We start from the raw sequence: 18,908 nt of genomic DNA on the forward strand, positions 1-18,908 counted from the left end.
ATAGTAGACCGAGCGCTCGGTTTATTCTGGGTTTCACGGCAGGTAGTAGGTCATCAGATCGCTCGTGACCGGCGGGAACAGCGCGGTCATCAGGTCGTCGTCCGGACCGGGGTAGACGTCGGCGTGCCAGCGGCGCAGGCCGTCCATGCCGTGCGCGCCGAACAGCAGCGGCGCGAGCAGGTCGGGTGCGATGCCCGCGCCGCCCTGCTCGCCGGGACCGGGCAGCACGCCGCCCCACTCGTACGGGCCGATCTCCGCGCCGTCCCAGCGGAACCGGACGTGCGTGCGGTAGAAGCCGAGCAGGACGTCGGCGGGTTCGCGGCCGCGCAGCCGTGCGGTGAAGACCGGGCGCAGGTGCTCGAACAGCCGCGGCACGTCCGGGATGCGCACCAGGTACTGCTCCACGCCGGGGCGGCGGGGCTCCAGGAACTCCTCCAGCACCGGCAGCCGTTCGACGACCTCGGCCGGGCCGACCAGGTGCAGCAGGGCCTTCACCGCGTCGTCGTCCACGCCCGCGACCTCGCCGAGCACGACGTCCCCCTCCTCCGGCGGGGTGGCGCGGCCGGTGGCGACCGGGGTGCCGTCGCGCTCGACCACCCACGTGGTGGAGCCGGTGCGGTTCAGCAGCCAGCGCCAGCACGGTTCGGTGTGGCCCATGCGCAGGTCGGCGCCGCGCTGGACGTCGGCGTGCAGCCGGTCGAGCAGCGGGATGTCGGCCTCGGTGGCCCTGCGCAGCGCGTGCCCCGCGACGAGGTCCGGCTTCGTCGCGAGCGGCCGGGTCTGCTTGACCGGGATCGAGTAGGAGTAGCCGAACTGGCGGTAGAAGTAGGGGATGCCGATCATCACCTGGACCAGGTGGCCGCGGTCGGCGGAGATCTCGTGCGCCCGGCCCATCAGCTGCCTGACCAGGCCCCTGCCCTCGTACTCGGTGTCGGTGGCGACGAGCTCGACCTGACCGGCGGGGATGTCGACGCCGGCGAGCGTGAGCGTCTCGTCCATCAACGCCGCGGTGGAGACGATCCGGTCCCCGTCGGCGGCGACCAGGACCCAGTCGCAGCCCGCGTCCCGGTCGGTCATCAACAGCCGGGCGTCGACGCCGTCGCTGGGGTCCATGCGTGCGACGACGAGCTGCTCGACCTGGTCCACGTCTGCGGGGCGTGCGGTGCGGATTTCCACCGGCTGAGTGTTTCCAGGGCGGTGGTTGTCCGCAAACGGATTTACCGTCGCCGGCATGGACTGGAACAGGCACCTGGCCGACCAGCTCGACTGGCACTGGCAGCACCAGCTGCGCCCGCGGCTGGAGGGGCTCACCGACGACGAGTACTTCTGGGAGCCCGCGCCGGACGTGTGGACGGTCCGCCGGGACGGTTCGATCGACTGGCGGTACCCGCCGCCGCAGCCCGAGCCGGTCACGACGATCGCGTGGCGGATGGCGCACATCATCGTCGGCGTGTTCAACGCGCGCTCGGCGTCCCACTTCGGTGGACCGCCGGCCGACTACCTGACCTGGCAGTACGCCGTGACCGCCGACGAGGCGCTGGCGCAGCTCGACGACGCCTACGCGCGGTGGCACGAGGGCGTGCTGGCGGTGGACCTCATGCGGCCGTGCGGGCCGGCCGAGCCGTACCCGGACTGGCCGTTCCTCGACCTCGTGCTGCACATCAACCGGGAGGTGATCCACCACGGCGCGGAGCTCGCGTTGCTGCGGGACCTGTACCTCCGCCGTCAGGTCGTCCCGGTGCTGTGACGTTGCGTTTACCGTCCGTTGACCATGTGCCCTGATCGTGTGCACAACATCCACACGATCGGGGAGTGCGAATGGCACGGTGGAGTCCACTTGCGTTAGTCATCGGTCTGTTGGCGGCGGTCGGCCTGTACGGGGCGACCACCGCGACCGCGGCCGAACCGCTGACCGTCACCCAGGCGATCGCGCAGCAGAACGGGTCATCCGCGACCGTCAGGGGATACGTCGTCGGACAGCCCACCGCGACCACCACCGTCGTCCGTTCGGGGTTCCCGAACGACTACGCGCTCGCGCTGGCGGACAGCGCGGCCGAGACCGGCACCTCCCGCATGGTCTACGTGCAGATCTCGTCGGCGTTCCGTGCCGCGTGGGGCCTGAAGACCAACCCGTCGTTGTTGGGCAAGCGCATCGACGTGACGGGCTCCCTGAACGCGTACTTCTCGCACGCCGGTCTGACGTCGTCCACGGCGTTCGCGTTCGTCGGCACCACGACGCCGCCCACCACGTCGACCACGACATCGCCGCCACCCAGCGGTGACTACTACGCGGCGGCCGCGGGCAAGACCGGTCCGGCGTTGAAGACCGCGCTGCACGGCATCATCCGCAACCAGACCAAGCTCAGCTACGACCAGGTCTGGGAGGCGCTGAAGGTCACCGACCAGGACCCGAACAACTCCGCGAACGTGATCCTGCTGTACAGCGGCCGCTCGCAGGCGAAGACCTCGAACGGCGGCAACGCGAACGACTGGAACCGCGAGCACGTCTGGGCCAAGTCGCACGGTGACTTCGGCACCGCCACCGGCCCGGGCACCGACGTCCACCACCTGCGGCCGGAGGACGTGTCCGTCAACGCCGACCGCGGCAACAAGGACTTCGACAACGGCGGCACCGCCCGCACCGAGGCACCCGGCAACTACGGCGACGCCGACTCGTGGGAACCGCGCAACGCCGTGAAGGGCGACGTCGCGCGCATGCTGTTCTACATGGCCGTGCGCTACGAGGGCACCGACGGCTTCCAGAACCTGGAGATGAACAACTCGGTCAGCAACGGCACCGCGCCCTACCACGGCAAGCTCTCGGTCCTGCTGCAGTGGCACCAGCAGGACCCGCCGGACGCGTTCGAACAGCGGCGCAACCAGGTCATCTACGACCAGTTCCAGCGCAACCGCAACCCGTTCATCGACCACCCGGAGTGGGTCGCCGCTATCTGGAGCTGAGCCGTTCGAGGAAGGGGCGTTGCGCGGAGACGATCTTCGCGCTCGCCTCCTCCAGGCCGAACCACTGCACCCGGTCGACCTCGGGGAACGTCTTCTTCTGCCCGGACCTGGGCGGCCACTCCATCTCGAACGTGCCGGGCGTGACCAGGGCCGGGTCGAGGTCACCCTCCAGCGCCCAGACCGTGATGACCTTGCCGGAGCCCTTGGCCTCGCCGAGCGGGATCAGCTCACCGTCCGGCACCTCCAAGCCGAGCTCCTCGGCGAACTCACGCCGCGCCGCCGCCTCCGGCGTCTCGTCCTCGGTGTACTCGCCCTTCGGCACGGACCACGCACCGGCGTCCTTGCGCGCCCAGAACGGGCCGCCCATGTGCCCGAGGAGCACCTCGAGCTGCTGGTGTCGTCTGAAGAGCAGGATCCCGGCCGACCGTTTCATACTGTCCAGCATGGCGGACTGGGTCCTGCACGTGGACCTCGACCAGTTCATCGCGGCGGTCGAGGTCCTGCGCGATCCGTCGTTGCGTGGCAAGCCCGTGGTGGTGGGCGGCAACGGCGACCCGACCGAACGCGCCGTCGTGGCCACCGCCTCGTACGAAGCGCGCGCGTACGGCGTGCACTCCGGCATGCCGCTGCGAACGGCGTTCAAGAAACTGCCGGACGCCGTGTTCCTGCCCGCCGACCACACGCTCTATGAAGCGGCATCAGCCGATGTGATGGCCGTGCTGCGTTCGTTCCCCGTCGTCGTCGAGGTGCTGGGCTGGGACGAGGCGTTCGTCGGCGCCACCGTCGACGACCCCTTCGACCTGGCCCGCTCGCTGCAGGCCGCGGTGCTGTCCTCGACCGGCCTGCACTGCTCGGTCGGCATCGGCGACAACAAGCTGCGCGCCAAGCTCGCCACCGACTTCGGCAAGCCCGCCGGCGTGTTCCGGCTGGTGCGCGCGAACTGGGTCGAGGTGATGGGCCACCGCCCGACCTCCGCACTGTGGGGCATCGGCACCAAAACCGCCCGCAAGCTGGCCGAACTGGGCGTAGCGACGGTGACCGACCTGGCAACCGCCGACGTCGACGTCCTGGCCGCCCGCTTCGGCCCGCGCATGGGCCCGTACTTCCGTTCGGTCGCTCAGGGCGCCGGCGACACCGTGGTCAGCGCGACCCCGTGGGTCGTGAAGTCCCGCTCGCACGAAAAAACCTTCCAACAGGATCTCGCCTCGATGGACGACATCCGGCGCGAGGTCGTCGCACTGGCTCACCAGGTCGCTCTCGACGTGGTCACCGAGGGCCGCCCAGCCGTGCGCGTCGGCGTGAAGGTGCGCTTCGTGCCGTTCTTCACCAAGGTCCGCTCGATGAAACTACCTGCGCCGACGTCCTCCGGTCCGGAGCTCGCGGACGCCGCTCTGGTCGTGCTCGGCCGCTTCGACCACGGCCGCCCAGTACGTCTTCTGGGGGTGCGTGCAGAATTCTCCGACGATGATGTCGAACCGACTCCTTCTTCTTCGACGTATGAGTAAGTAGAGGATTTACCCGCAAGGAGAAGAAGATGACCGCCACACTCACCCACCGCGACCGCTCCGTTCTGCGCGCCGTCGCCGCCGGCCGCTGCGAGATCACCGGCACCGCCCTGCTCGTCGACGGCCTGTGCTGCACCGACCAGTTCATCGGCCGCCGCCTGACCTCAGCGGGCCTGATCAGCAACACCCCCGGCCCCGCCGCCCTGACCTCAGCCGGCTACGCCGCCCTCGACCAGCTCGCCGCCTGAGTCGTTCTTCCGGAAGATCCGCATCAGGAAGTAGTTCTCAAACCGATAGCCGCCGTCTGGCGTGCGGAACGGTTTCGCCGCTTTCCGGATCTTCTCCGCTGTCGCTTTCTCACCTTCGCTTTCGATGACGCGCTAATGGGCTCCCACGCTCATCATGCTGCGCACCATCACGCCATCGTCTTTGTGCTCCACCGGAATGTGGGTCGTCGACTGTTCGTCGGGTTCCGGCAGCCGTGCGTTCCTCCGCGTGCGCGGCCCACGCACCTCACGCCCCACCACCAGCAGATCGCTCACCTTCTGCGGATGCCACTCGCACACCACCACGTAGTCCCTGCTCGTGCGCACCATCTCCGCAAACGCGTGCTCCGGGTTTTCCGCGAAGAACAACGCGTTGAACGCCGTGACGACGTCGAACTCGTCGTCCGGCCACGGCAACGTCCCCAGCGCCCCCAGCCGGAACTCCGCTTCAGGCGCCTGCTGCTCGGCTACCTCGATCATCCGCTGCGACGCGTCGACGCCGGTTGCTTCCGCATCCGCGTTCGTGGCCAGGCGGCAGAACTCGCCGCTGCCGCGGGCGAGGTCGAGCACTTTCGTGCCCGACCCGAGTCGGGTCCGCTCGATGGCTTGTTGCCAGGTGGGCAATGAGATGGTGGCTCCGCGGGCGGCGCGTTCGGCGCGTTCGGCGGCGTTGCGGCCCCAGCGGTCGGCTTCGAGCTGCTGGGCTTCTGCGGCCGTGGCAGTCTGGTCGTGGCCTTTGCTCATGCCTCGATCTTCGGGATGGTTCGGTCTTTGTGTACTCCTAATGGGTGAACCGTGTCCTGATTCGTCCTTGGTGTCGTCCCTTTTTCGTCCCGACTTCACGACCTCGATCGCCCGCAGATGAGGAAACGCGGGGGCGGCGCTGGACGGCTCGGCCGGCGCGGTGGTGAACGTCCGCCGTCACATGGAAGGAGGAGCCCGCCGATCCGCGATGGAGGAAGCCGAACGGGCTGTGCGAGCCAACGGAGTTCGCGACCCGCCTCCGCCGCGAGCCATGCAGCCCGCGCACTGAGCGTCGGCGTAAGGGCCTGCACTTCGGGCCGACCCGTGCGCGAGCCCGGACGATGCGCCAGCCCGACCCGTGCGCCCACCCGGACCGTTGCGCGAGCCTGGACCGGTGCGCTAGCCCAGACCGTGCGTCAGCCCGGACCGGTGCGCCAGCCCAGACCCGTGCATCGGCCCGGACCAGCCCGGCCAACCCGGTCCAGCCAGCTATCGCCCCGATGCGCCTGGACCCGCCCCGGCCCGGCGACCGCGATGCACGCCGCCCTGCGGCGGCGTCGCAACTTGCCCGCCCCTGAGCCGGACTTCTCGTGGCTCGCCCCGCACCCGCCGCGCCTCGGACCCGAGCCCACCCGCTCGGCCTCTCCGTCCCTGGGCAACTTCCAAATCCGTTGGCCCCGGTCAGGACCATGGATCCCATGACCCCACTGACCCGCGTCCTGCGCACCCTCGGCGGGCCTGCGGTGCTGGACGCCCTCGCTCGCCTGTCCGGCAGCGAGCTCACCACCGCCTTGCTGGCCCTGATGCGCCGCCGCGCCGATGCGTTGTCGCCCGCGGACGTCTTGCGCCGCTACCGGTCCGACCGATTCGTCGCGCCGTACGCCTTGTCGTTCGCCGACTTGCGCGCCGCCGAGGATCGTTTGCTCGCCGCCTTGCCCGCGTCGTTCTCGGTGGTCGGTCTTGCGCCCGTTGTGCCGCTTGGCACCTGTTCGGTGGTTGCGGCGGTTGACCAGAACAACGTCCTGTCGACCGTGCGCGGCACCGAGGTGGCTGCCGACCCGACCAACGCGCTCGCACTGGAGGCGGCGGTGCGGCGTGCCGATGTCGCCGCACGCACGGACGCTGCTGCACGTGCCGATGCCGGTGCGCGTGCCGGTGACGTCGTGCGGCTTGCCGGCGTGCAGCGGGTCGTGCGGGCCCAGCGGTTCGAAGGCACTGGCCGGTTTGCCCACTTCACCTTGTTCGGTGCGGTGACGGCCGGTCGGGACCGCGGGTCCCTTGCGTTCGAGCGCGAGGCGTTTGAGGAGCACCTTGCGTTTCTGCGGGAGGCGTGTGGCGACGTCGAGGTGCGGGTCAGCGTGGTGGACCCGCGGTTCGAGGCGTTGCGCGGCGGGTTGGTGGTGGACCCGTCGCGCGGTGCCGGCTACTACCAGGGGTTGTGCTTCAAGGTGTTCCTGCACGGGGAGGAGATCGGTGACGGCGGCTTTGTCGACTGGACCCAGCGGCTGCTCGGCAACCGGAAGGAGCGGTTGCTGATCAGTGGTGTTGGGGTGGACCGGTTTGCGGCGGTCGCCGGGGTGGGTGAGCTGCCGGGCGGGGACTAGCGGGAGGCGTAGCGCTTGGTGAGTTCCTCCTCTCGGGCGGTGGGCCACGGGCAGCGGATGTCGCCTTGGGTGGCGGCGAAGAAGAGTTCCATGTGGACGTGCCAGGCGGCGAGAGCTTCTGGGCCGTGGGCGTTTTTGTGGAACAGGGTGGCTGTGGTGCCCTGCAGGTGTTCGTGTTGGAACTCCCAGCGCACGACGCCCTGAGGGGTGCCGTCCTGGAGCCATTCGTACTCCAGCAGGTGGGGGGCCTCGGCGCGGGTGATGCGGCCGGGGGTGATGCCGGGGTGGGCGGCGCGCGGTGGGACGGTGGCGGTGGTGCCCTCGGTGAGCAGGGACCAGACGTCGTCGAGCGGGGTCCAGACGAGGTCGCGGGCGAAGTGGATGCCGTCGGCGGCGTCGGTGCCCTCGTCGAGGCCGAACTTCGCGATGTAGTGCTCGATGCGGGAGAGCCACTCGGTCGGTGGGGTGAACTCGGTGCCGTCGGCGTGGGCGACTAGGGCGTCGAGGCAGGTGATCCAGCCGGGGACGTCGCGGCCGACGGACAGCTTCGACGTGACGACCGCGGTGAACACCAGCAGGCAGCCGTCGTCCTGCGGCAGGATCTCGAAGCGCAGCACGTCGTTGGCCCAGCGGAAGGCGAAGACCTTCGGCGGGTCGGACTCGAGGAGCTCGCCCTCGCCGCCATTGGCGTCGACCGGTGCGGCGTCCGGGAACGTGAAGTGCAGCGTGCGGCCGTCGATCGTGACCTCGGCCGGGAACCAGTGCTTCATCTCGGCCGGTTCGGTGACCACCCGCCAGACCTTCTCCGGCGAGTGCCGCAGCCGGCGCTCGAAGCGCAGCACGGGTTTGCCCTCGATCATCTGCAGTTCCGCGTCCACGGGTCAGTCCCCTTCGATCTCGTCGAGCCGGCGTTCGAGTGCGTCCAGGCTCTTCTCCCACATCGCGCGGTAGGGCGCGAGCCAGGCCTCGACCTCCGCCAGCGGGCGCGGGTTGACCCGGTACCAGCGGCGTTGGGCGTCCGTGCGCACCTCGACCAGGCCGGCCTCGCGCAGCACCTTGAGGTGCTTCGACACGGTCGGCTGGGTCAGCGTCAGCCGGTCGACGAGGTCGCCGACCGGCTGCTCGCGTTCACGCAGCAGGTCGAGGATCTCCCGGCGACTCGGATCCGCCAGCACGGCGAAGGTAGATGCCATGCCAGCAATATAGCTGAGGTGGCATATGAGCGCTCGGTGTGCCCGTCCCCGCGGGCTCGAAGCGGTCAGTCGATCAAGCGAACGGCCACCTCCGTGGTCCACTTGTGCGGGTCGGGTTCTACCGCCGGGTCGGTGAAGAACGTCTCCAGGCGCGCGCCCCAGCTGTCGCCGGCGCGGTCGAACGGCAGGTCGCGGGCGAGGAGCCGCTCGGTCACCTCGAGAAGGCCGTCCGGGTGGCCCACGTGCGTCTCCACCGCGTACCGACCGGCCGGCAGCGTCGAACAGAACACGTCGCCGGCCGCGGGCACCTCGGCGATGGTGGGGATGGCGGCCTCCGCCTCGAACTCGGTGCCCGTCACGCGTAAGTACCGGAGGAACGGTGCTCCGAGGATCGGTAACTCCCGATCGGCCAGCCACTGCATGACCTCTCCGAAGCGGTCGGCGATCTTGCCGAACGTCTCCAGCGTCACCGTGCCCTTGATCGCCGCGTAGGGCTGCTCTTCCCGTGTTTCGATGTCCATGGGTCCAAACTAGCCACGACCCCTGACAAAAAATCCGCGATCGGCTGGAGCCTCGCTGCGGATACCGTGGCGTTCATGCCCCGCGCCCTCGACGTCGCCAGTTCCCCGGTGCGCGACCTGCTCGCGCTCACCTCCCGTCCCGAGGTCATCTCCTTCGCAGGCGGGCTTCCCGCGCCCGAACTGTTCGACCTGGACGGTCTGCGCATCGCCTACGACAAGGCGTTGCAGGACCGTTCAGTGCTGCAATACGCGCCCACAGAAGGAAATTCCACGTTGCGTGGGCTGATCTGCGAGCGGCTGACCGGCCGCGGACTGCCCACATCGGACGTCCTCGTGACCACCGGTTCGCAGCAGGCGCTCACGCTGGTCGCCACGGCACTGCTGGAGCCCGGCGCCGTCGTGGCGGTGGAGGAGCCGACGTATTTGGCTGCGCTGCAATGCTTCCAGATGGTGGGAGCCCGCGTGGTGCCGGTCGCGAGCGACGCCGACGGGCTGGTTCCGGGTTCGCTGCGTGAGGTCGTGGCCACGCACCGTCCGTCGCTGCTCTACCTCGTGCCGACGTTCGCGAACCCGACCGGCCGCACGCTGTCGGCCACGCGGCGGGCCGAGGTCGCCGACATCGCCGCGGCCGCCGGTCTGTGGGTGGTCGAGGACGACCCGTACGGCGAGCTCCGCTACCGGGGTGACGCGGTCGCACCGCTCGCATCGATCAGCGATCGAACGATCTACCTGGGCAGCTTCTCGAAGATCGGCGCGCCCGGCATGCGGCTCGGGTGGTTGCGGGCGCCCGCGGACCTGCTGCGGGCGTTGGTGATCGTGAAGCAGGCTGCCGACCTGCACACGTCCACTGTGGACCAGGCAGCGGCGGCGGTGTACCTGGCGCACAACGACCTCGACGCGCACGTTGCGCGGTTGTGCGCCGAGTACGGGCGGCGGCGGGACGCGATGATCGGTGCGCTGCCCGCGACCGTTCCTCCCGGTACGACGTGGACCGACCCGGACGGCGGGATGTTCGTGTGGCTGCGGTTGCCGGGGGAGGTGGACGCCGCGGTCTTGGTGAAACAGGCGTTGGAGCACGATGTGGCCTTCGTGCCCGGTGCGTCGTTCTTCGCGACCACGCCGGACCACGCAACACTGCGGATGTCGTTCACCAGCAACACTTCCGATGGGATCGCGGAGGGCATGGCGCGGCTGGCGAAGGTGCTGAGGTGAGTTTGCTGGACGACGAGACGCTGTGGCGTTCGTCGGTCGTCGCGAACTGCGCCATGAACCGCGAGCGCGGTCTGGCCGGGTACCGCCGCGAGCTCGGGGTGTCGCTGGAGCTCGCGCCCGGCACGCGGTGGGTGGATCTTTGTTGTGGCACGGGCAAAGCGCTGGCGGAGGCGGCGCGCGAGGACCTGGCGGTCGTGGGCGTGGACCTGGTCGACCACCACATGCCGGAACGTCCTGGGCTGCGGTTCGTGGTCGCGCCGGTCGACCAGTGGGAACCGGCTGAGCCGGTCGACCTCGTGACGTGTGTGCACGGGTTGCACTACGTGGGCGACAAGCTGGGCATGCTGACGCGTGCGGTGTCATGGCTCGCGCCGGGTGGTTTGTTCGTCGCGAACTTCGACATCGCGAGCGTGCGTCGGGCCGATGGCAGCCCATACGGCCGTGTGCTCACCAAGGCGTTGCGCGCGGCCGGGTTCGTTTATGACACGCGACGACGTCTTGTCAGCTTCAGCGGTGCGGGGCGGCCGACGGTGCCGTTCAGCTATCTGGGCGCGGACGACCGGGCCGGCCCCAACTACACGGGGCAGCCTGCCGTGCATTCCTGTTACGAGGCCGTCAGCTGAAGAGCTCCATCGCGTGCTGATGGTGTTCGCAGCGACCGCCGCCGGTCGCGATCGTGCAGGGCGTGCCCTTCTTGGTGAGGGCGCCGCACTGCAGGGCCGGGTCGTGGATGTGGCACAGTCCGCTCGGGCCCGCGGTGATCGGGCACGGCGTGCCCTTCTTCGTGGGCGTGCCGCACGGGTTGCCGCTCGGCTTCTGCGGCTGCCTGGGCTTGGTCGCCTTCTTGGGTTTTGCTTGCGGTTGCGTGATCTCGCGTCCTGTCACCTCCTCGACGCCGCGCACGGCCAGGCGGTCGGCGCGCTCGTTCTCCGGGTGGCCGGCGTGGCCCTTGACCCAGTGCCATTCGACGTCGTGCTGGTCCGCCGCGGCTTCGAGCCGGCGCCACAGGTCGGCGTTCTTGACCGGCTCGCGCGACTTGGTGAGCCAGCCGTTCGCCTTCCAGCCGTGCACCCAGGACGTGATGCCGTTGCGGACGTAGGTGCTGTCCGTGTAGAGCCGCACGGTCGAACGCCGGGTCAGGCCCTCCAAGGCCATGATCGGCGCCATCAACTCCATGCGGTTGTTCGTCGTGGGGCCGATCTCACCGCCGTAGATGTCCTTCTCGTGCGCGCCATAGCGCAGCACCGCGCCCCAGCCACCCGGTCCCGGGTTCGGGCTGCACGCGCCGTCGGTGTAGATCTCGACCTCCATGCGTCCTGAGATTACCGACGAGGTCCGACAGTTCTGCGACGGCGGTTGGCGGCGATGATGTGGCGGAACATCTCGACCAGCGCGGGCGCGTTGACCGGCTGGTCGCGGTAGACGGAGATCATGCGGGCGGTCTTGTTGGCGTGGCCGCTGGTGATGATGTTGTGCGGGTCGGGCACGGCGGCCTTGTCGTAGAGGAAGACGTTGACGTGGTCCTTCGTGCCGAGCAGGGCGCAGATGTTGCCGTCGAGGACGAAGTAGGGGCGGTCGGTGAACTTGATCGTCTCCTCGACGGAGGGGTCGGCCTCGTGGACGAGGGCGCGGACCTGGCGGCAGATGTCCTGCTGCCAGTCCGGGAGGGCGGCGATGTAGGCGTCGACGCGCGGGTCGGTGTGCATGTCCGGGTGTCGCGGCTGGGTCGCGGATTTCGACATCAGCGGGGCAGCCAGCTCGCCATGTCGGCCAGCGCGTCGAGAACGTCGCCGCTGACCTGGCCGGACGCGGTCTCGGCCTCCGCGATCACGACTGTGTCGCCGTCCGGGCGGGACTGGTAGTGCAGCGCGGTGAAACGCACGTCGGCCAGGTCCAGCAACGGGGCGGCGAGCGGGGTGATGTCGCCGGTTCCGTGCACGTCGATCAGCCGCTTGAACTCGCCGGCTTCGCGGCGGCCGCGGAAGCCGACCCACGCGACGGACACGACCGCGACGTTGCCCCGGTCGTCGCCCACCGCCAGCAGGGTGCGGTCGAGCGACTTGCACGGGTTGCGCATGAAGTGGTCGCGGACCTGCCCGAACGAGTGCGTGAGGCACTGTGCTTCCGCTTTGGCGGTGCGTTTGAGCGTGCGCATGTTGAGCTGGCGCCAGGCGCCGTCGGCATCACCCTTGCGGGCGGACTTCCTGCCCTCGGACTTCGCCCTGGTGAGGTTCATCCCCACCGAGTCGACGGCGGTCGTGGACGCTCCGCCGCCGAGGGAGATTCCTCCGCTGCCGGCCGCGACCGAGACCGCGAGCGCTGCGGCGGCCACGGTCACCCCGGCCTTGCCCGCGCCGGGATCCGATCCGCCACCTTTGCCGCCGATTCGCCGAGCCATCGAGTTGCCTCCTCGGGCGACGAGGAGACCGCACACGCCGCTGCGGCTGGGGTGGATTGGGGCCAAAGCACCCGATCGGCTCAGCGGGAAGGGCATTCCAGGTGCACGTGCGCCAGCCGTGCGGCCGTGACCAGATCGGCCTCGTGACCGTGCCGGGCGACGGCCTGCAGACCGACCGGCAGACCACCGGACAAGCCAGCCGGGATGCTCACCGCCGGGTGACCGCTCAGGTTGAACGCCCAGGTGAGGCTGGTGTTCAACTGCGCGCCGGGTCCGTCGTGACCGTGCGGCGGGCCGGGTGTCGCGGGGGTGAGCAGCAGGTCCGTCGTCTCGAAGAACGCGTCCAGCGCGGGGTTCGGGCCGCAGCGGTGGGCGAACCAGTCGTCGGCGGGGTCCGCGAGCACGAGGTCCGCCGGGCGAGGGCACAACGCCTGCGCGGCGGAGGAGGCCACCGCTGCCTGGGCGGGGTCGACGGACGCGAAGCCCAGGTCGGGGGACCAGGCCGCGGTCACCGGGGACGTGCCGGAGCAGCCGAGGTAGAGGGCCAGGTCGTCGGGATGGCGGGCGAAGACGCCGACGGCGGCGCGTTCGGAGGAGGTCGTCTTCAAGCCCAGAACGCCGCACCACGCGGCCGGGATGCGGATCGAGCCCGCGCCGTCCACGCCGGTGGCGAGGGGGACGACGCCCGAAGCGACGGCGACGGCGGAACCTGCGGAGGAACCGCCGGGGGTGCGGTCGAGGTGCCACGGGTTGCGGGTGACGCCACGGGCGTTGCGGCCCCAGGTCTGCCACGGGGTGGTGCCATCGGGGGTGGTGGTGAGGCCGATCGGGACGCAGCCCAGGGCGATCAGGTGGTCGCGGTGGGAGCGTCGTTCGCCGCGTTTGACGGCGATGGGGACGCCGGCGAGGGGGAGGAACGAGGTGCGCACGCGGCGGTCGACCTCGGCGGCGTGGGCCAGGGCGGAGGGGAACACCTCGGCGAACGCGCACAGGGCCGGTTCGACGCGGGCGAGGCGGGCGAGGGCGGCGGTGACCTGCTCGACGGCGGTGGTGGCGCCGGTGGTGACGGCGTGGGCGATCTCGGTGGCGGTCGGTTCGGGCATCACGCTCATCATGCGGGAGGATCGTGCGGGTGAAGTGGACTCGTGCTGTGCACCACCTGGGTGAGCTCGCTGAGAAGTGCGGCGAGCTGCCTGCCTCGTTCTTCCGGTTCCAGGTGGTCGAGCTGTGGGTCTTCGGCGGCCTGCTGGACGTGCCCCGTGACGTGGAGACGATCGAGGTCGCGCTGGTGGCGGACCTGCCGGTCGAGGAGGTGCCGTGGCACGGCGAGCCGGTCGGGGCCGAGCACTGGGCGAACTCGACGCGGTTGTCGCGCAACCCGTTCACGCCGTTCTGGCGGTCGGCGGGAGCGCCGGTGTGGAACCACCGGATCGAGCGACCGGCGCTGGTGTGGAGCGCGGCCGACGGGATCGCCGAGGAGACGCTCGTCGCGCTCAGCGACGGCACCGGTGAGCTGGTCCGGCAGCCCGCGCCGACGCCGGACGAGCTGCGCAAGCGGGTCGAGGAGGAGCTGGACGTCAGCCTCGCGGCACTGCGGGCGGCCCAGCAGACCTACACCGACCACCGCTGGGCGCCCGGCAAGCTGACGCCGTACTCGGACGCGTTGTGGCGGATCAGCGGCGGCTACCTGGACCTGCTCGACGTGGTCAACTGATCCGATTCCACTCCGGCCCGGCAGCGGCTGGGCTACGTTCCGCGCTTGTGCAGAACACCCGTCGTGAGCTCGGCTGGCTCTGGGGGCCGGTCGTGCTGGCTCTCCTGGCCCTGTTCACCGTCAGCGACACCGAGCTCGTGTCCACCCGCGCCGCGCACTTCGAGCTGAGCAAGTACGCGTTCGCCACGCTCGGGATGCCGCTCGTGGCCGCGGTCGTCGGCGTGTGGTTCTCGCGGCGGTGGCCGTGGTTGCTGGTGGCGGGGACGCTCGGGGTGCTGGTCGCGACGACCGAGTCGCACGTGCACCTGACGAGCTCACGGCCGGGTATCGCGAGCATCGTGGCGTCGCTGGGCAGCGCGGGGGCGGTGCTGATCGTCCTCGGCGCGCTCGCGGCCGCACGGGACGCCGCGCTGGCCGCGGTGGTCGTCGCGGTGCCGCTGCTGGGGACGTTGTTCCTCGGGTTGTCGTGGCTGTCGAGCCCACTGCGGCCGGCGGCGCTCGAGATCACGCTGGCGGGCTCGCGGTGGCCGGCGCGGTGCTGGCGGTGGTCGCGGCGCGGACGGGCAAGGTGTCGGCCGAGCCGCTCGCCCGGCGGACCAGGGTGGTGGGTGTTCTCGCGGCACTGCTGCCGGTGGTGGTGGCGGTGGCCGGTCACCTGGTCTCGTTCGCACCGGTGGTGGCGGGGGTGTTGCTGCTGGTCGGCGCCGGTGGGCTCGCGATCGCGCTGGGACGTGGCGCGCTGCTCAGAACGGCGGCGGTGGGGCTCGTGCTGTTCGCGGTGGCCGCGCCGGTGACGCTCGCGATGTACATGTCCGCCAGCGGGGTGTCGAGGTACGCGCCCGCCGCGCTGATCGGAGTCGGGGTCGGGGTGCTCGCGGCGCAGCTGCGGCGGCCGACGGTGGTGGCGGCGCTGGCGTGCGCGGCGCTCGCCGTGCTCGTGGTGACGGTGGTCGAGTTCACCGGCGAGTACGTCGACGTGACGCAGGGCGGGCTGGGGTCGCTGGTCATCGGGCTGGCGATGGCCGCGGTGACGTCGACGGCCGCGACCGCCGCGCCCGTGCTGGTGCACCTGCGGGCGTTGCCGGTCGCGCTCGGGTTGCTGGTGGTGGCGTTCGCGGACGGGTTCCGGCAAGTGGTGCAGCCGTTGCTCGACTACCGGCGGGTGTGGGGGCAGTTGCCGGAGACGGAGTACACGTCGTTGTGGGGGTTGGTGTTGAGCGTGGCGGCGGCCGCGCTGGTGGTCATCGCGGTGCTGGACCACCGGGCGAAGGCGGCTGCGTGACGAGCAGTCATCAGCCGCGCAAGCGATGGACAAGTCCGGACTAGCGTAGCCTTCTGTGCTACGTGGGGCTACACTCACTGTGTGAAGGTCATCAGCCAGCGGGAGTTCCGCAACCACTCCGCAGCCGTGATGGACGCGGTGGAGGCGGGTGAGACCTACCACGTGACGCGTAACGGTGTAGAGGTCGCAGAACTCCGGCCTTTGCCTCGCCGCCGACGGCTGACTGCCGAGGAGCTTGTCGAGCGGCACAGAACCCTGCCTCGGGTTGACCATGCGCGCATGCGTCAGGAAGCCGATGAGTTTTTCGGCGATGAAGACCGTGTGGGCGACTCTGACCCGTGGGAGCACAGTCGTGGCTGACCGTCCTGAGTCTGGAGTGCTCGACACGTGCGTCTACATCGACCTCGGTCTTCTGGACCCCGCTGATCTACCGGCGATGCCCGAGCTCACCGCTGTCACGGTGGCTGAGTTGCATCAGGGCGTGGCGATGGCCGGGGATGCCGCGTCCAGAGCCGCACGCACCGAAAAGCTCGGCGCGGCGATTGTGGACTTCGAACCACTGCCCTTCGACGGGCAGGCGGCCGCCCGATACGGCACGTTGGTTGCGCTGACGATGGCGGCGAACCGGAATCCGAAACCTCGGCGGACGGACCTGATGATCGCCGCCGTGGCTTCATCGCGTGGATTGCCGCTCTACACACGCAATGCCGAAGACTTCAAAGGGCTCGACGACATGGTCACGATCATCGAAGTGTGACGACGGGGAGCCCGCGCTGACGGGCTCCCCGTTCGTTGAGCTCACCAGCCTCGGGCGCGCCACTCCGCGAGCGACGGGCGTTCCTTGCCCAGCGTCGAGTCGTCGCCGTGACCGGGGTAGAACCAGGTGTCGTCGGGCAGCACCGCGAACAGCCTGTCTTCGACGTCGTTGATGAGCGAGGCGAAGTTGTCGGGCGACGTGGTCTTTCCCACACCCCCCGGAAAGAGTGAATCTCCGGTGAAGAGGTGCGGGTGGCCCTCGGAGTCGTCGTGGAGGATCGCGATCGAGCCCGGGGTGTGGCCGCGCAGGTGGATCACCGTCAGGGGGACTTCGCCCACGTTGATGGTGTCGTTGTGGTCCACCAGGACGTCCGGGGGGACGGGGAGGACGGCGGCGTCGAGCTCGTGGGCGACGGTGGTGCAGTCGTGGGCGCCGGCCAGGGAGGTGAGTGCCTGCCAGTGATCGGCGTGCTGGTGGGTGGTCACGATCGTGCGCAGGCGGGGGCGCGTCGGGATGTGGCCGAGCAGGTCGGTCAGGCGCTCGTGGTCGTTGGCCGCGTCGATGAGCAGCGCCTCGTTCGTGGACCGGCAAACCAGCAGGTAGGCGTTGTTGTCCATCGGTCCGACGGAGATCTTCGTGATGGTCAGCGCGGCGAGGGTGCGGCGGGTTGCGGGGCCGCCTGGCTCGACGTGACCGGTGTAGTTCTCGAGTACGTCCACGGTGGCTGACGGTAGTCGCTCGAAGCGGTGCGCCGCACACCTTCAGGTTGCATACAGGTTGCACTCATAGGGTAAGTAAAGGTCAACAATCCGTCGCCGCGTACTCCGAACGCACCAAGACTCCGCATCGACGAACAGGTCCCCACCTCTCGTGATTCCAGCGCAACGACACAAGCCCCAGGCGGTCCGGCGGGTCAGCTGGGACGTGCTCAGGGTCGTCGCCATCGGGTGCGTGCTGCTCCACCACGCCACGGTCACCAGCGTCAGCAGCCACCCCGACCTGGGGCCGTTGCCGTTCACCTTCCCGATGTCGATGGGTGCCAGCACCCTGATGGTCGTCTCGGCGTTCTTCGCCTGTGCCACGCTCAGCCACGGCAGGCCCGGCCGGTTCCTGTGGAGAAGACTCGCGCGGCTGCTGCCCGCCTACATGGTCGCCGTGCTGGTCACCTATGCCGTGCAGAGATGGGTCGCGCCGCAGGGGTGGAGCCAGCTCGACGGCCGTGACGTCGTCTACAACCTGTTGCTGGTCAACCAGTGGTTCCCGGACGTCGACATCGTCGACTTCGCGTACTGGACCGTGCCGGTGCAGATCTGCGCGTTCGTCGCGGGTGCGCTGCTGGTGAAACGCTTGCGCGGCACCGGGCTGCGTGTCTTCCTGTGGGTGCTCATCGTCACCCCGTTGCTGCTGCGGCCGTTGCTCGACCACTCAGACACGCTCTTCATGATCTACAACGGGTTCGCGCTGCACCGTGCGCAGCTCTTCGCCGCAGGGATTGCCATCTGGCTGTGGTCCAAACACCGGCTGAGCACCCCGCATCTGGGCGCGCTGCTGACCGCCACGTTGGTGGCGCAGGCGATTCACACGACCGAGTACGGGTCCACGCTCGGCTTGGGGGTTTTGCTACTGCTCGTGTGCGCGGCGGCCGCTGGACCCGATTGGGTGTTCTTCACCGCCATCGAGAAGCCCGTCACGTGGCTGGCCGGCGTCTCCTACGGCGTCTACCTGATGCACCAGCAGATCGGCACCGTGGTGATGGACCGCATGCACTTCGTCGGGCTGCGGTCCTGGTGGCTGCCGGCGGGGTTCGTGACCTCGGCGCTGGTGCTCGGCTGGGCGCTGACCCGGTTCGTCGAACAGCCCGCCTACCGGCTGCTGACTCAGACCCAGTCAGGCAGCTCCGGCACCTCTCCGCGCAGGTCGGCGCCGTCGGAACGGCCGGTCAGCCACGCCAGCACGGCGCTCGCGGACCCGCTCACCGAGCTGCGGCTGGCCGGGCCGTTGAGCCCCCAGATGCGCTGAGTGCCGTCGGGCAGCGCGACCTCGACGGCGAGCGGCTCGACGCGGCCCTCGAACTGCTGCACGGCGTCGTCGAGGAAGTCCACGACGAACTCCGCCGGCAGGTCGGCGAACGTCACACCGGCGTTCAGGTCGACCAGGTGGATCCACACCTCGCGCAGCCGCAGGAACGGCACGGTAGAGGCTGGGATGACCGCACCCTTGGGCGCGGTGACCTCGGACCGCCACGAGTGCGCGGGCAGCTCCCGGCAGGCGGTCTCGAAGCGCTGACACGCGGAGTCCAGGTCGGCCTTGATCACCTGCAGCAGCCGGCGCGAGCCCTCCTCGATGTCGGCGTCGCGGTCGGCCCGCGACGTGTACGCCTGGTGCTCGACCCCGGTCCTGGCCCAGGTGAGCAGGTTCACCAGCGCGTCGGCGTTGCGCGCGAGGTGGGTGACGACGTGTCCGCGGGTCCAGCCGGGCAGCAGGCTCGCGCCGCGCACCGCGGCCTCGTCCAGCTCCTCGACGACCTCGTACAGCACGTCCGTCGCCTGCCGCACGGCGTTGAGGTGCCGGTCGGGCACTCCTCGTGGCGACGGCACCGGCGTGTGCTGCGTGGACGGCGTGTAGGTCATGTGCTGCCTCTCCCCGACGTTGAGGCTGATCGAAGTGTCCAGCCTAGGAGGTAGAGCCTGCTCAGGGGAATGCGCGAGCCGCCCGATCCGTTTTTGTCAGGGGTGGCACCTAGCATGGTCG

The 18,908-nt window shown here is 69.8% G+C and carries 23 protein-coding genes and 3 pseudogenes; 14 read left to right on the forward strand and 12 right to left on the reverse strand.

Annotation, left to right across the window (positions count from 1 at the left end; translation table 11 throughout):
• Positions 1–33: 33 nt before the first annotated feature.
• Positions 34–1,176 (reverse strand): GNAT family N-acetyltransferase, encoded by a 1,143-nt coding sequence (locus tag BBK82_RS24285; protein WP_083268120.1) that lies wholly within the window; start codon positions 1,174–1,176, stop codon positions 34–36.
• A 55-nt stretch (positions 1,177–1,231) separates the two neighbouring features.
• On the opposite strand from BBK82_RS24285, the gene BBK82_RS24290 reads away from it, so the two are divergent.
• The 3 genes and pseudogenes from BBK82_RS24290 to BBK82_RS24295 all read left to right on the forward strand — a co-directional run bounded on the left by BBK82_RS24290 (position 1,232) and on the right by BBK82_RS24295 (position 2,961).
• Entirely contained in the window at positions 1,232–1,747 is a 516-nt protein-coding gene (locus BBK82_RS24290) for a DinB family protein (protein ID WP_065917067.1), read from the forward strand.
• A gap of 71 nt (positions 1,748–1,818) precedes the next feature.
• Positions 1,819–2,163: pseudogene (locus tag BBK82_RS56760) on the forward strand (DUF6359 domain-containing protein); the annotation flags it as partial.
• A 33-nt stretch (positions 2,164–2,196) separates the two neighbouring features.
• Positions 2,197–2,961: an endonuclease I family protein gene (locus BBK82_RS24295; RefSeq protein WP_418287519.1), complete on the forward strand. Its 765-nt coding sequence runs from the start codon at positions 2,197–2,199 to the stop codon at positions 2,959–2,961.
• On the opposite strand, the gene BBK82_RS24300 is transcribed toward BBK82_RS24295, so the two are convergent.
• Positions 2,948–3,394 carry an NUDIX hydrolase gene (locus BBK82_RS24300; protein WP_237048348.1) on the reverse strand — a complete coding sequence of 149 codons (447 nt, stop codon included), beginning with the start codon at positions 3,392–3,394 and terminating at the stop codon, positions 2,948–2,950. The genes BBK82_RS24295 and BBK82_RS24300 overlap by 14 nt on opposite strands.
• 10 nt (positions 3,395–3,404) lie before the next feature.
• Between BBK82_RS24300 and BBK82_RS24305 the strand changes: the two genes are divergently transcribed.
• Entirely contained in the window at positions 3,405–4,466 is a 1,062-nt protein-coding gene (locus BBK82_RS24305; protein WP_065917070.1) for a DNA polymerase IV, read from the forward strand.
• A gap of 29 nt (positions 4,467–4,495) precedes the next feature.
• The gene (locus BBK82_RS24310) at positions 4,496–4,714 is read left to right on the forward strand and encodes a hypothetical protein (protein WP_065917071.1); all 219 of its coding nucleotides are present in this window, start codon (positions 4,496–4,498) and stop codon (positions 4,712–4,714) included.
• 132 nt (positions 4,715–4,846) lie between these two features.
• Here BBK82_RS24310 and BBK82_RS24315 read toward each other — a convergent pair whose 3' ends face one another.
• Positions 4,847–5,476: a class I SAM-dependent methyltransferase gene (locus BBK82_RS24315; RefSeq protein WP_065917072.1), complete on the reverse strand. Its 630-nt coding sequence runs from the start codon at positions 5,474–5,476 to the stop codon at positions 4,847–4,849.
• A gap of 791 nt (positions 5,477–6,267) precedes the next feature.
• Between BBK82_RS24315 and BBK82_RS24320 the strand changes: the two genes are divergently transcribed.
• Positions 6,268–7,080 (forward strand): hypothetical protein, encoded by an 813-nt coding sequence (locus BBK82_RS24320; protein WP_154697463.1) that lies wholly within the window; start codon positions 6,268–6,270, stop codon positions 7,078–7,080.
• On the opposite strand, the gene BBK82_RS24325 is transcribed toward BBK82_RS24320, so the two are convergent.
• From BBK82_RS24325 to BBK82_RS24335, 3 genes are all read right to left on the reverse strand, one after another.
• Entirely contained in the window at positions 7,077–7,958 is an 882-nt protein-coding gene (locus BBK82_RS24325) for an SRPBCC domain-containing protein (RefSeq protein ID WP_237048349.1), read from the reverse strand. The genes BBK82_RS24320 and BBK82_RS24325 overlap by 4 nt on opposite strands.
• A 3-nt stretch (positions 7,959–7,961) precedes the next feature.
• Entirely contained in the window at positions 7,962–8,273 is a 312-nt protein-coding gene (locus BBK82_RS24330) for an ArsR/SmtB family transcription factor (protein WP_065917074.1), read from the reverse strand.
• Between the two features lie 65 nt (positions 8,274–8,338).
• On the reverse strand, positions 8,339–8,794 hold the full coding sequence (locus BBK82_RS24335) for a GyrI-like domain-containing protein (protein WP_083268121.1): 456 nt from the start codon (positions 8,792–8,794) through the stop codon (positions 8,339–8,341).
• Positions 8,795–8,869: 75 nt separating this feature from the next.
• On the opposite strand from BBK82_RS24335, the gene BBK82_RS24340 reads away from it, so the two are divergent.
• The gene (locus BBK82_RS24340; RefSeq protein WP_065917075.1) at positions 8,870–10,006 is read left to right on the forward strand and encodes an aminotransferase-like domain-containing protein; all 1,137 of its coding nucleotides are present in this window, start codon (positions 8,870–8,872) and stop codon (positions 10,004–10,006) included.
• On the forward strand, positions 10,003–10,629 hold the full coding sequence (locus tag BBK82_RS24345; protein ID WP_237048351.1) for a class I SAM-dependent methyltransferase: 627 nt from the start codon (positions 10,003–10,005) through the stop codon (positions 10,627–10,629). The genes BBK82_RS24340 and BBK82_RS24345 overlap by 4 nt, the downstream gene beginning before the upstream one ends.
• A gap of 250 nt (positions 10,630–10,879) precedes the next feature.
• Here the strand turns inward: BBK82_RS24345 and rnhA are convergent.
• The 4 genes and pseudogenes from rnhA to BBK82_RS56095 all read right to left on the reverse strand — a co-directional run.
• Positions 10,880–11,317: pseudogene (gene rnhA / locus BBK82_RS24350) on the reverse strand (ribonuclease HI); the annotation flags it as partial.
• 11 nt (positions 11,318–11,328) lie between these two features.
• Positions 11,329–11,748 (reverse strand): DUF1801 domain-containing protein, encoded by a 420-nt coding sequence (locus tag BBK82_RS24355; RefSeq protein WP_237048353.1) that lies wholly within the window; start codon positions 11,746–11,748, stop codon positions 11,329–11,331.
• The gene (locus tag BBK82_RS24360) at positions 11,748–12,404 is read right to left on the reverse strand and encodes a hypothetical protein (RefSeq protein ID WP_065917077.1); all 657 of its coding nucleotides are present in this window, start codon (positions 12,402–12,404) and stop codon (positions 11,748–11,750) included. The genes BBK82_RS24355 and BBK82_RS24360 overlap by 1 nt, the downstream gene beginning before the upstream one ends.
• 80 nt (positions 12,405–12,484) lie before the next feature.
• A complete protein-coding gene (locus tag BBK82_RS56095; protein ID WP_269466125.1) occupies positions 12,485–13,507 on the reverse strand; it encodes an amidase in 1,023 nt (340 codons plus the stop codon).
• A gap of 29 nt (positions 13,508–13,536) precedes the next feature.
• Between BBK82_RS56095 and BBK82_RS24370 the strand changes: the two genes are divergently transcribed.
• The 5 genes from BBK82_RS24370 (at position 13,537) to BBK82_RS24385 (ending at position 16,157) form a co-directional block, all read left to right on the forward strand.
• Complete coding sequence (locus BBK82_RS24370; RefSeq protein ID WP_154697465.1) at positions 13,537–14,118, forward strand: DUF7711 family protein; 582 nt, start codon at positions 13,537–13,539, stop codon at positions 14,116–14,118.
• 47 nt (positions 14,119–14,165) lie between these two features.
• On the forward strand, positions 14,166–14,912 hold the full coding sequence (locus BBK82_RS50470) for a hypothetical protein (protein ID WP_154697466.1): 747 nt from the start codon (positions 14,166–14,168) through the stop codon (positions 14,910–14,912).
• A complete protein-coding gene (locus BBK82_RS24380; protein ID WP_154697467.1) occupies positions 14,876–15,400 on the forward strand; it encodes a hypothetical protein in 525 nt (174 codons plus the stop codon). The genes BBK82_RS50470 and BBK82_RS24380 overlap by 37 nt, the downstream gene beginning before the upstream one ends.
• Positions 15,401–15,481: 81 nt before the next feature.
• The gene (locus BBK82_RS47675; RefSeq protein WP_071812660.1) at positions 15,482–15,760 is read left to right on the forward strand and encodes a type II toxin-antitoxin system Phd/YefM family antitoxin; all 279 of its coding nucleotides are present in this window, start codon (positions 15,482–15,484) and stop codon (positions 15,758–15,760) included.
• Positions 15,753–16,157: a type II toxin-antitoxin system VapC family toxin gene (locus tag BBK82_RS24385; protein WP_065921317.1), complete on the forward strand. Its 405-nt coding sequence runs from the start codon at positions 15,753–15,755 to the stop codon at positions 16,155–16,157. The genes BBK82_RS47675 and BBK82_RS24385 overlap by 8 nt, the downstream gene beginning before the upstream one ends.
• Positions 16,158–16,198: 41 nt before the next feature.
• Here the strand turns inward: BBK82_RS24385 and BBK82_RS24390 are convergent, their stop codons facing one another.
• On the reverse strand, positions 16,199–16,876 hold the full coding sequence (locus BBK82_RS24390; protein ID WP_065917081.1) for an MBL fold metallo-hydrolase: 678 nt from the start codon (positions 16,874–16,876) through the stop codon (positions 16,199–16,201).
• 232 nt (positions 16,877–17,108) lie between these two features.
• On the opposite strand from BBK82_RS24390, the pseudogene BBK82_RS24395 reads away from it, so the two are divergent.
• Positions 17,109–17,939: pseudogene (locus tag BBK82_RS24395) on the forward strand (acyltransferase family protein); the annotation flags it as partial.
• Positions 17,940–18,034: 95 nt separating this feature from the next.
• Here BBK82_RS24395 and BBK82_RS47680 read toward each other — a convergent pair.
• A complete protein-coding gene (locus BBK82_RS47680; RefSeq protein ID WP_083268123.1) occupies positions 18,035–18,787 on the reverse strand; it encodes a maleylpyruvate isomerase family mycothiol-dependent enzyme in 753 nt (250 codons plus the stop codon).
• Between the last annotated feature and the right edge of the window lie 121 nt (positions 18,788–18,908).

This window comes from Lentzea guizhouensis, from assembly GCF_001701025.1.
GTDB classification, from domain to species: Bacteria; Actinomycetota; Actinomycetes; order Mycobacteriales; family Pseudonocardiaceae; genus Lentzea; species Lentzea guizhouensis.

What these genes read in the sequence shown, in the direction of transcription:
- BBK82_RS24290 (WP_065917067.1), top strand. Translation starts at nt 1,232, where the DNA reads ATGGACTGGAACAGGCACCTGGCCGACCAGCTCGACTGGCACTGGCAG.
- BBK82_RS24300 (WP_237048348.1), bottom strand. Translation starts at nt 3,394, where the DNA reads ATGAAACGGTCGGCCGGGATCCTGCTCTTCAGACGACACCAGCAGCTC.
- BBK82_RS24305 (WP_065917070.1), top strand. Translation starts at nt 3,405, where the DNA reads ATGGCGGACTGGGTCCTGCACGTGGACCTCGACCAGTTCATCGCGGCG.
- BBK82_RS24310 (WP_065917071.1), top strand. Translation starts at nt 4,496, where the DNA reads ATGACCGCCACACTCACCCACCGCGACCGCTCCGTTCTGCGCGCCGTC.
- BBK82_RS24315 (WP_065917072.1), bottom strand. Translation starts at nt 5,476, where the DNA reads ATGAGCAAAGGCCACGACCAGACTGCCACGGCCGCAGAAGCCCAGCAG.
- BBK82_RS24330 (WP_065917074.1), bottom strand. Translation starts at nt 8,273, where the DNA reads ATGGCATCTACCTTCGCCGTGCTGGCGGATCCGAGTCGCCGGGAGATC.
- BBK82_RS24335 (WP_083268121.1), bottom strand. Translation starts at nt 8,794, where the DNA reads ATGGACATCGAAACACGGGAAGAGCAGCCCTACGCGGCGATCAAGGGC.
- BBK82_RS24340 (WP_065917075.1), top strand. Translation starts at nt 8,870, where the DNA reads ATGCCCCGCGCCCTCGACGTCGCCAGTTCCCCGGTGCGCGACCTGCTC.
- BBK82_RS24355 (WP_237048353.1), bottom strand. Translation starts at nt 11,748, where the DNA reads ATGTCGAAATCCGCGACCCAGCCGCGACACCCGGACATGCACACCGAC.
- BBK82_RS24360 (WP_065917077.1), bottom strand. Translation starts at nt 12,404, where the DNA reads ATGGCTCGGCGAATCGGCGGCAAAGGTGGCGGATCGGATCCCGGCGCG.
- BBK82_RS56095 (WP_269466125.1), bottom strand. Translation starts at nt 13,507, where the DNA reads ATGCCCGAACCGACCGCCACCGAGATCGCCCACGCCGTCACCACCGGC.
- BBK82_RS47680 (WP_083268123.1), bottom strand. Translation starts at nt 18,787, where the DNA reads ATGACCTACACGCCGTCCACGCAGCACACGCCGGTGCCGTCGCCACGA.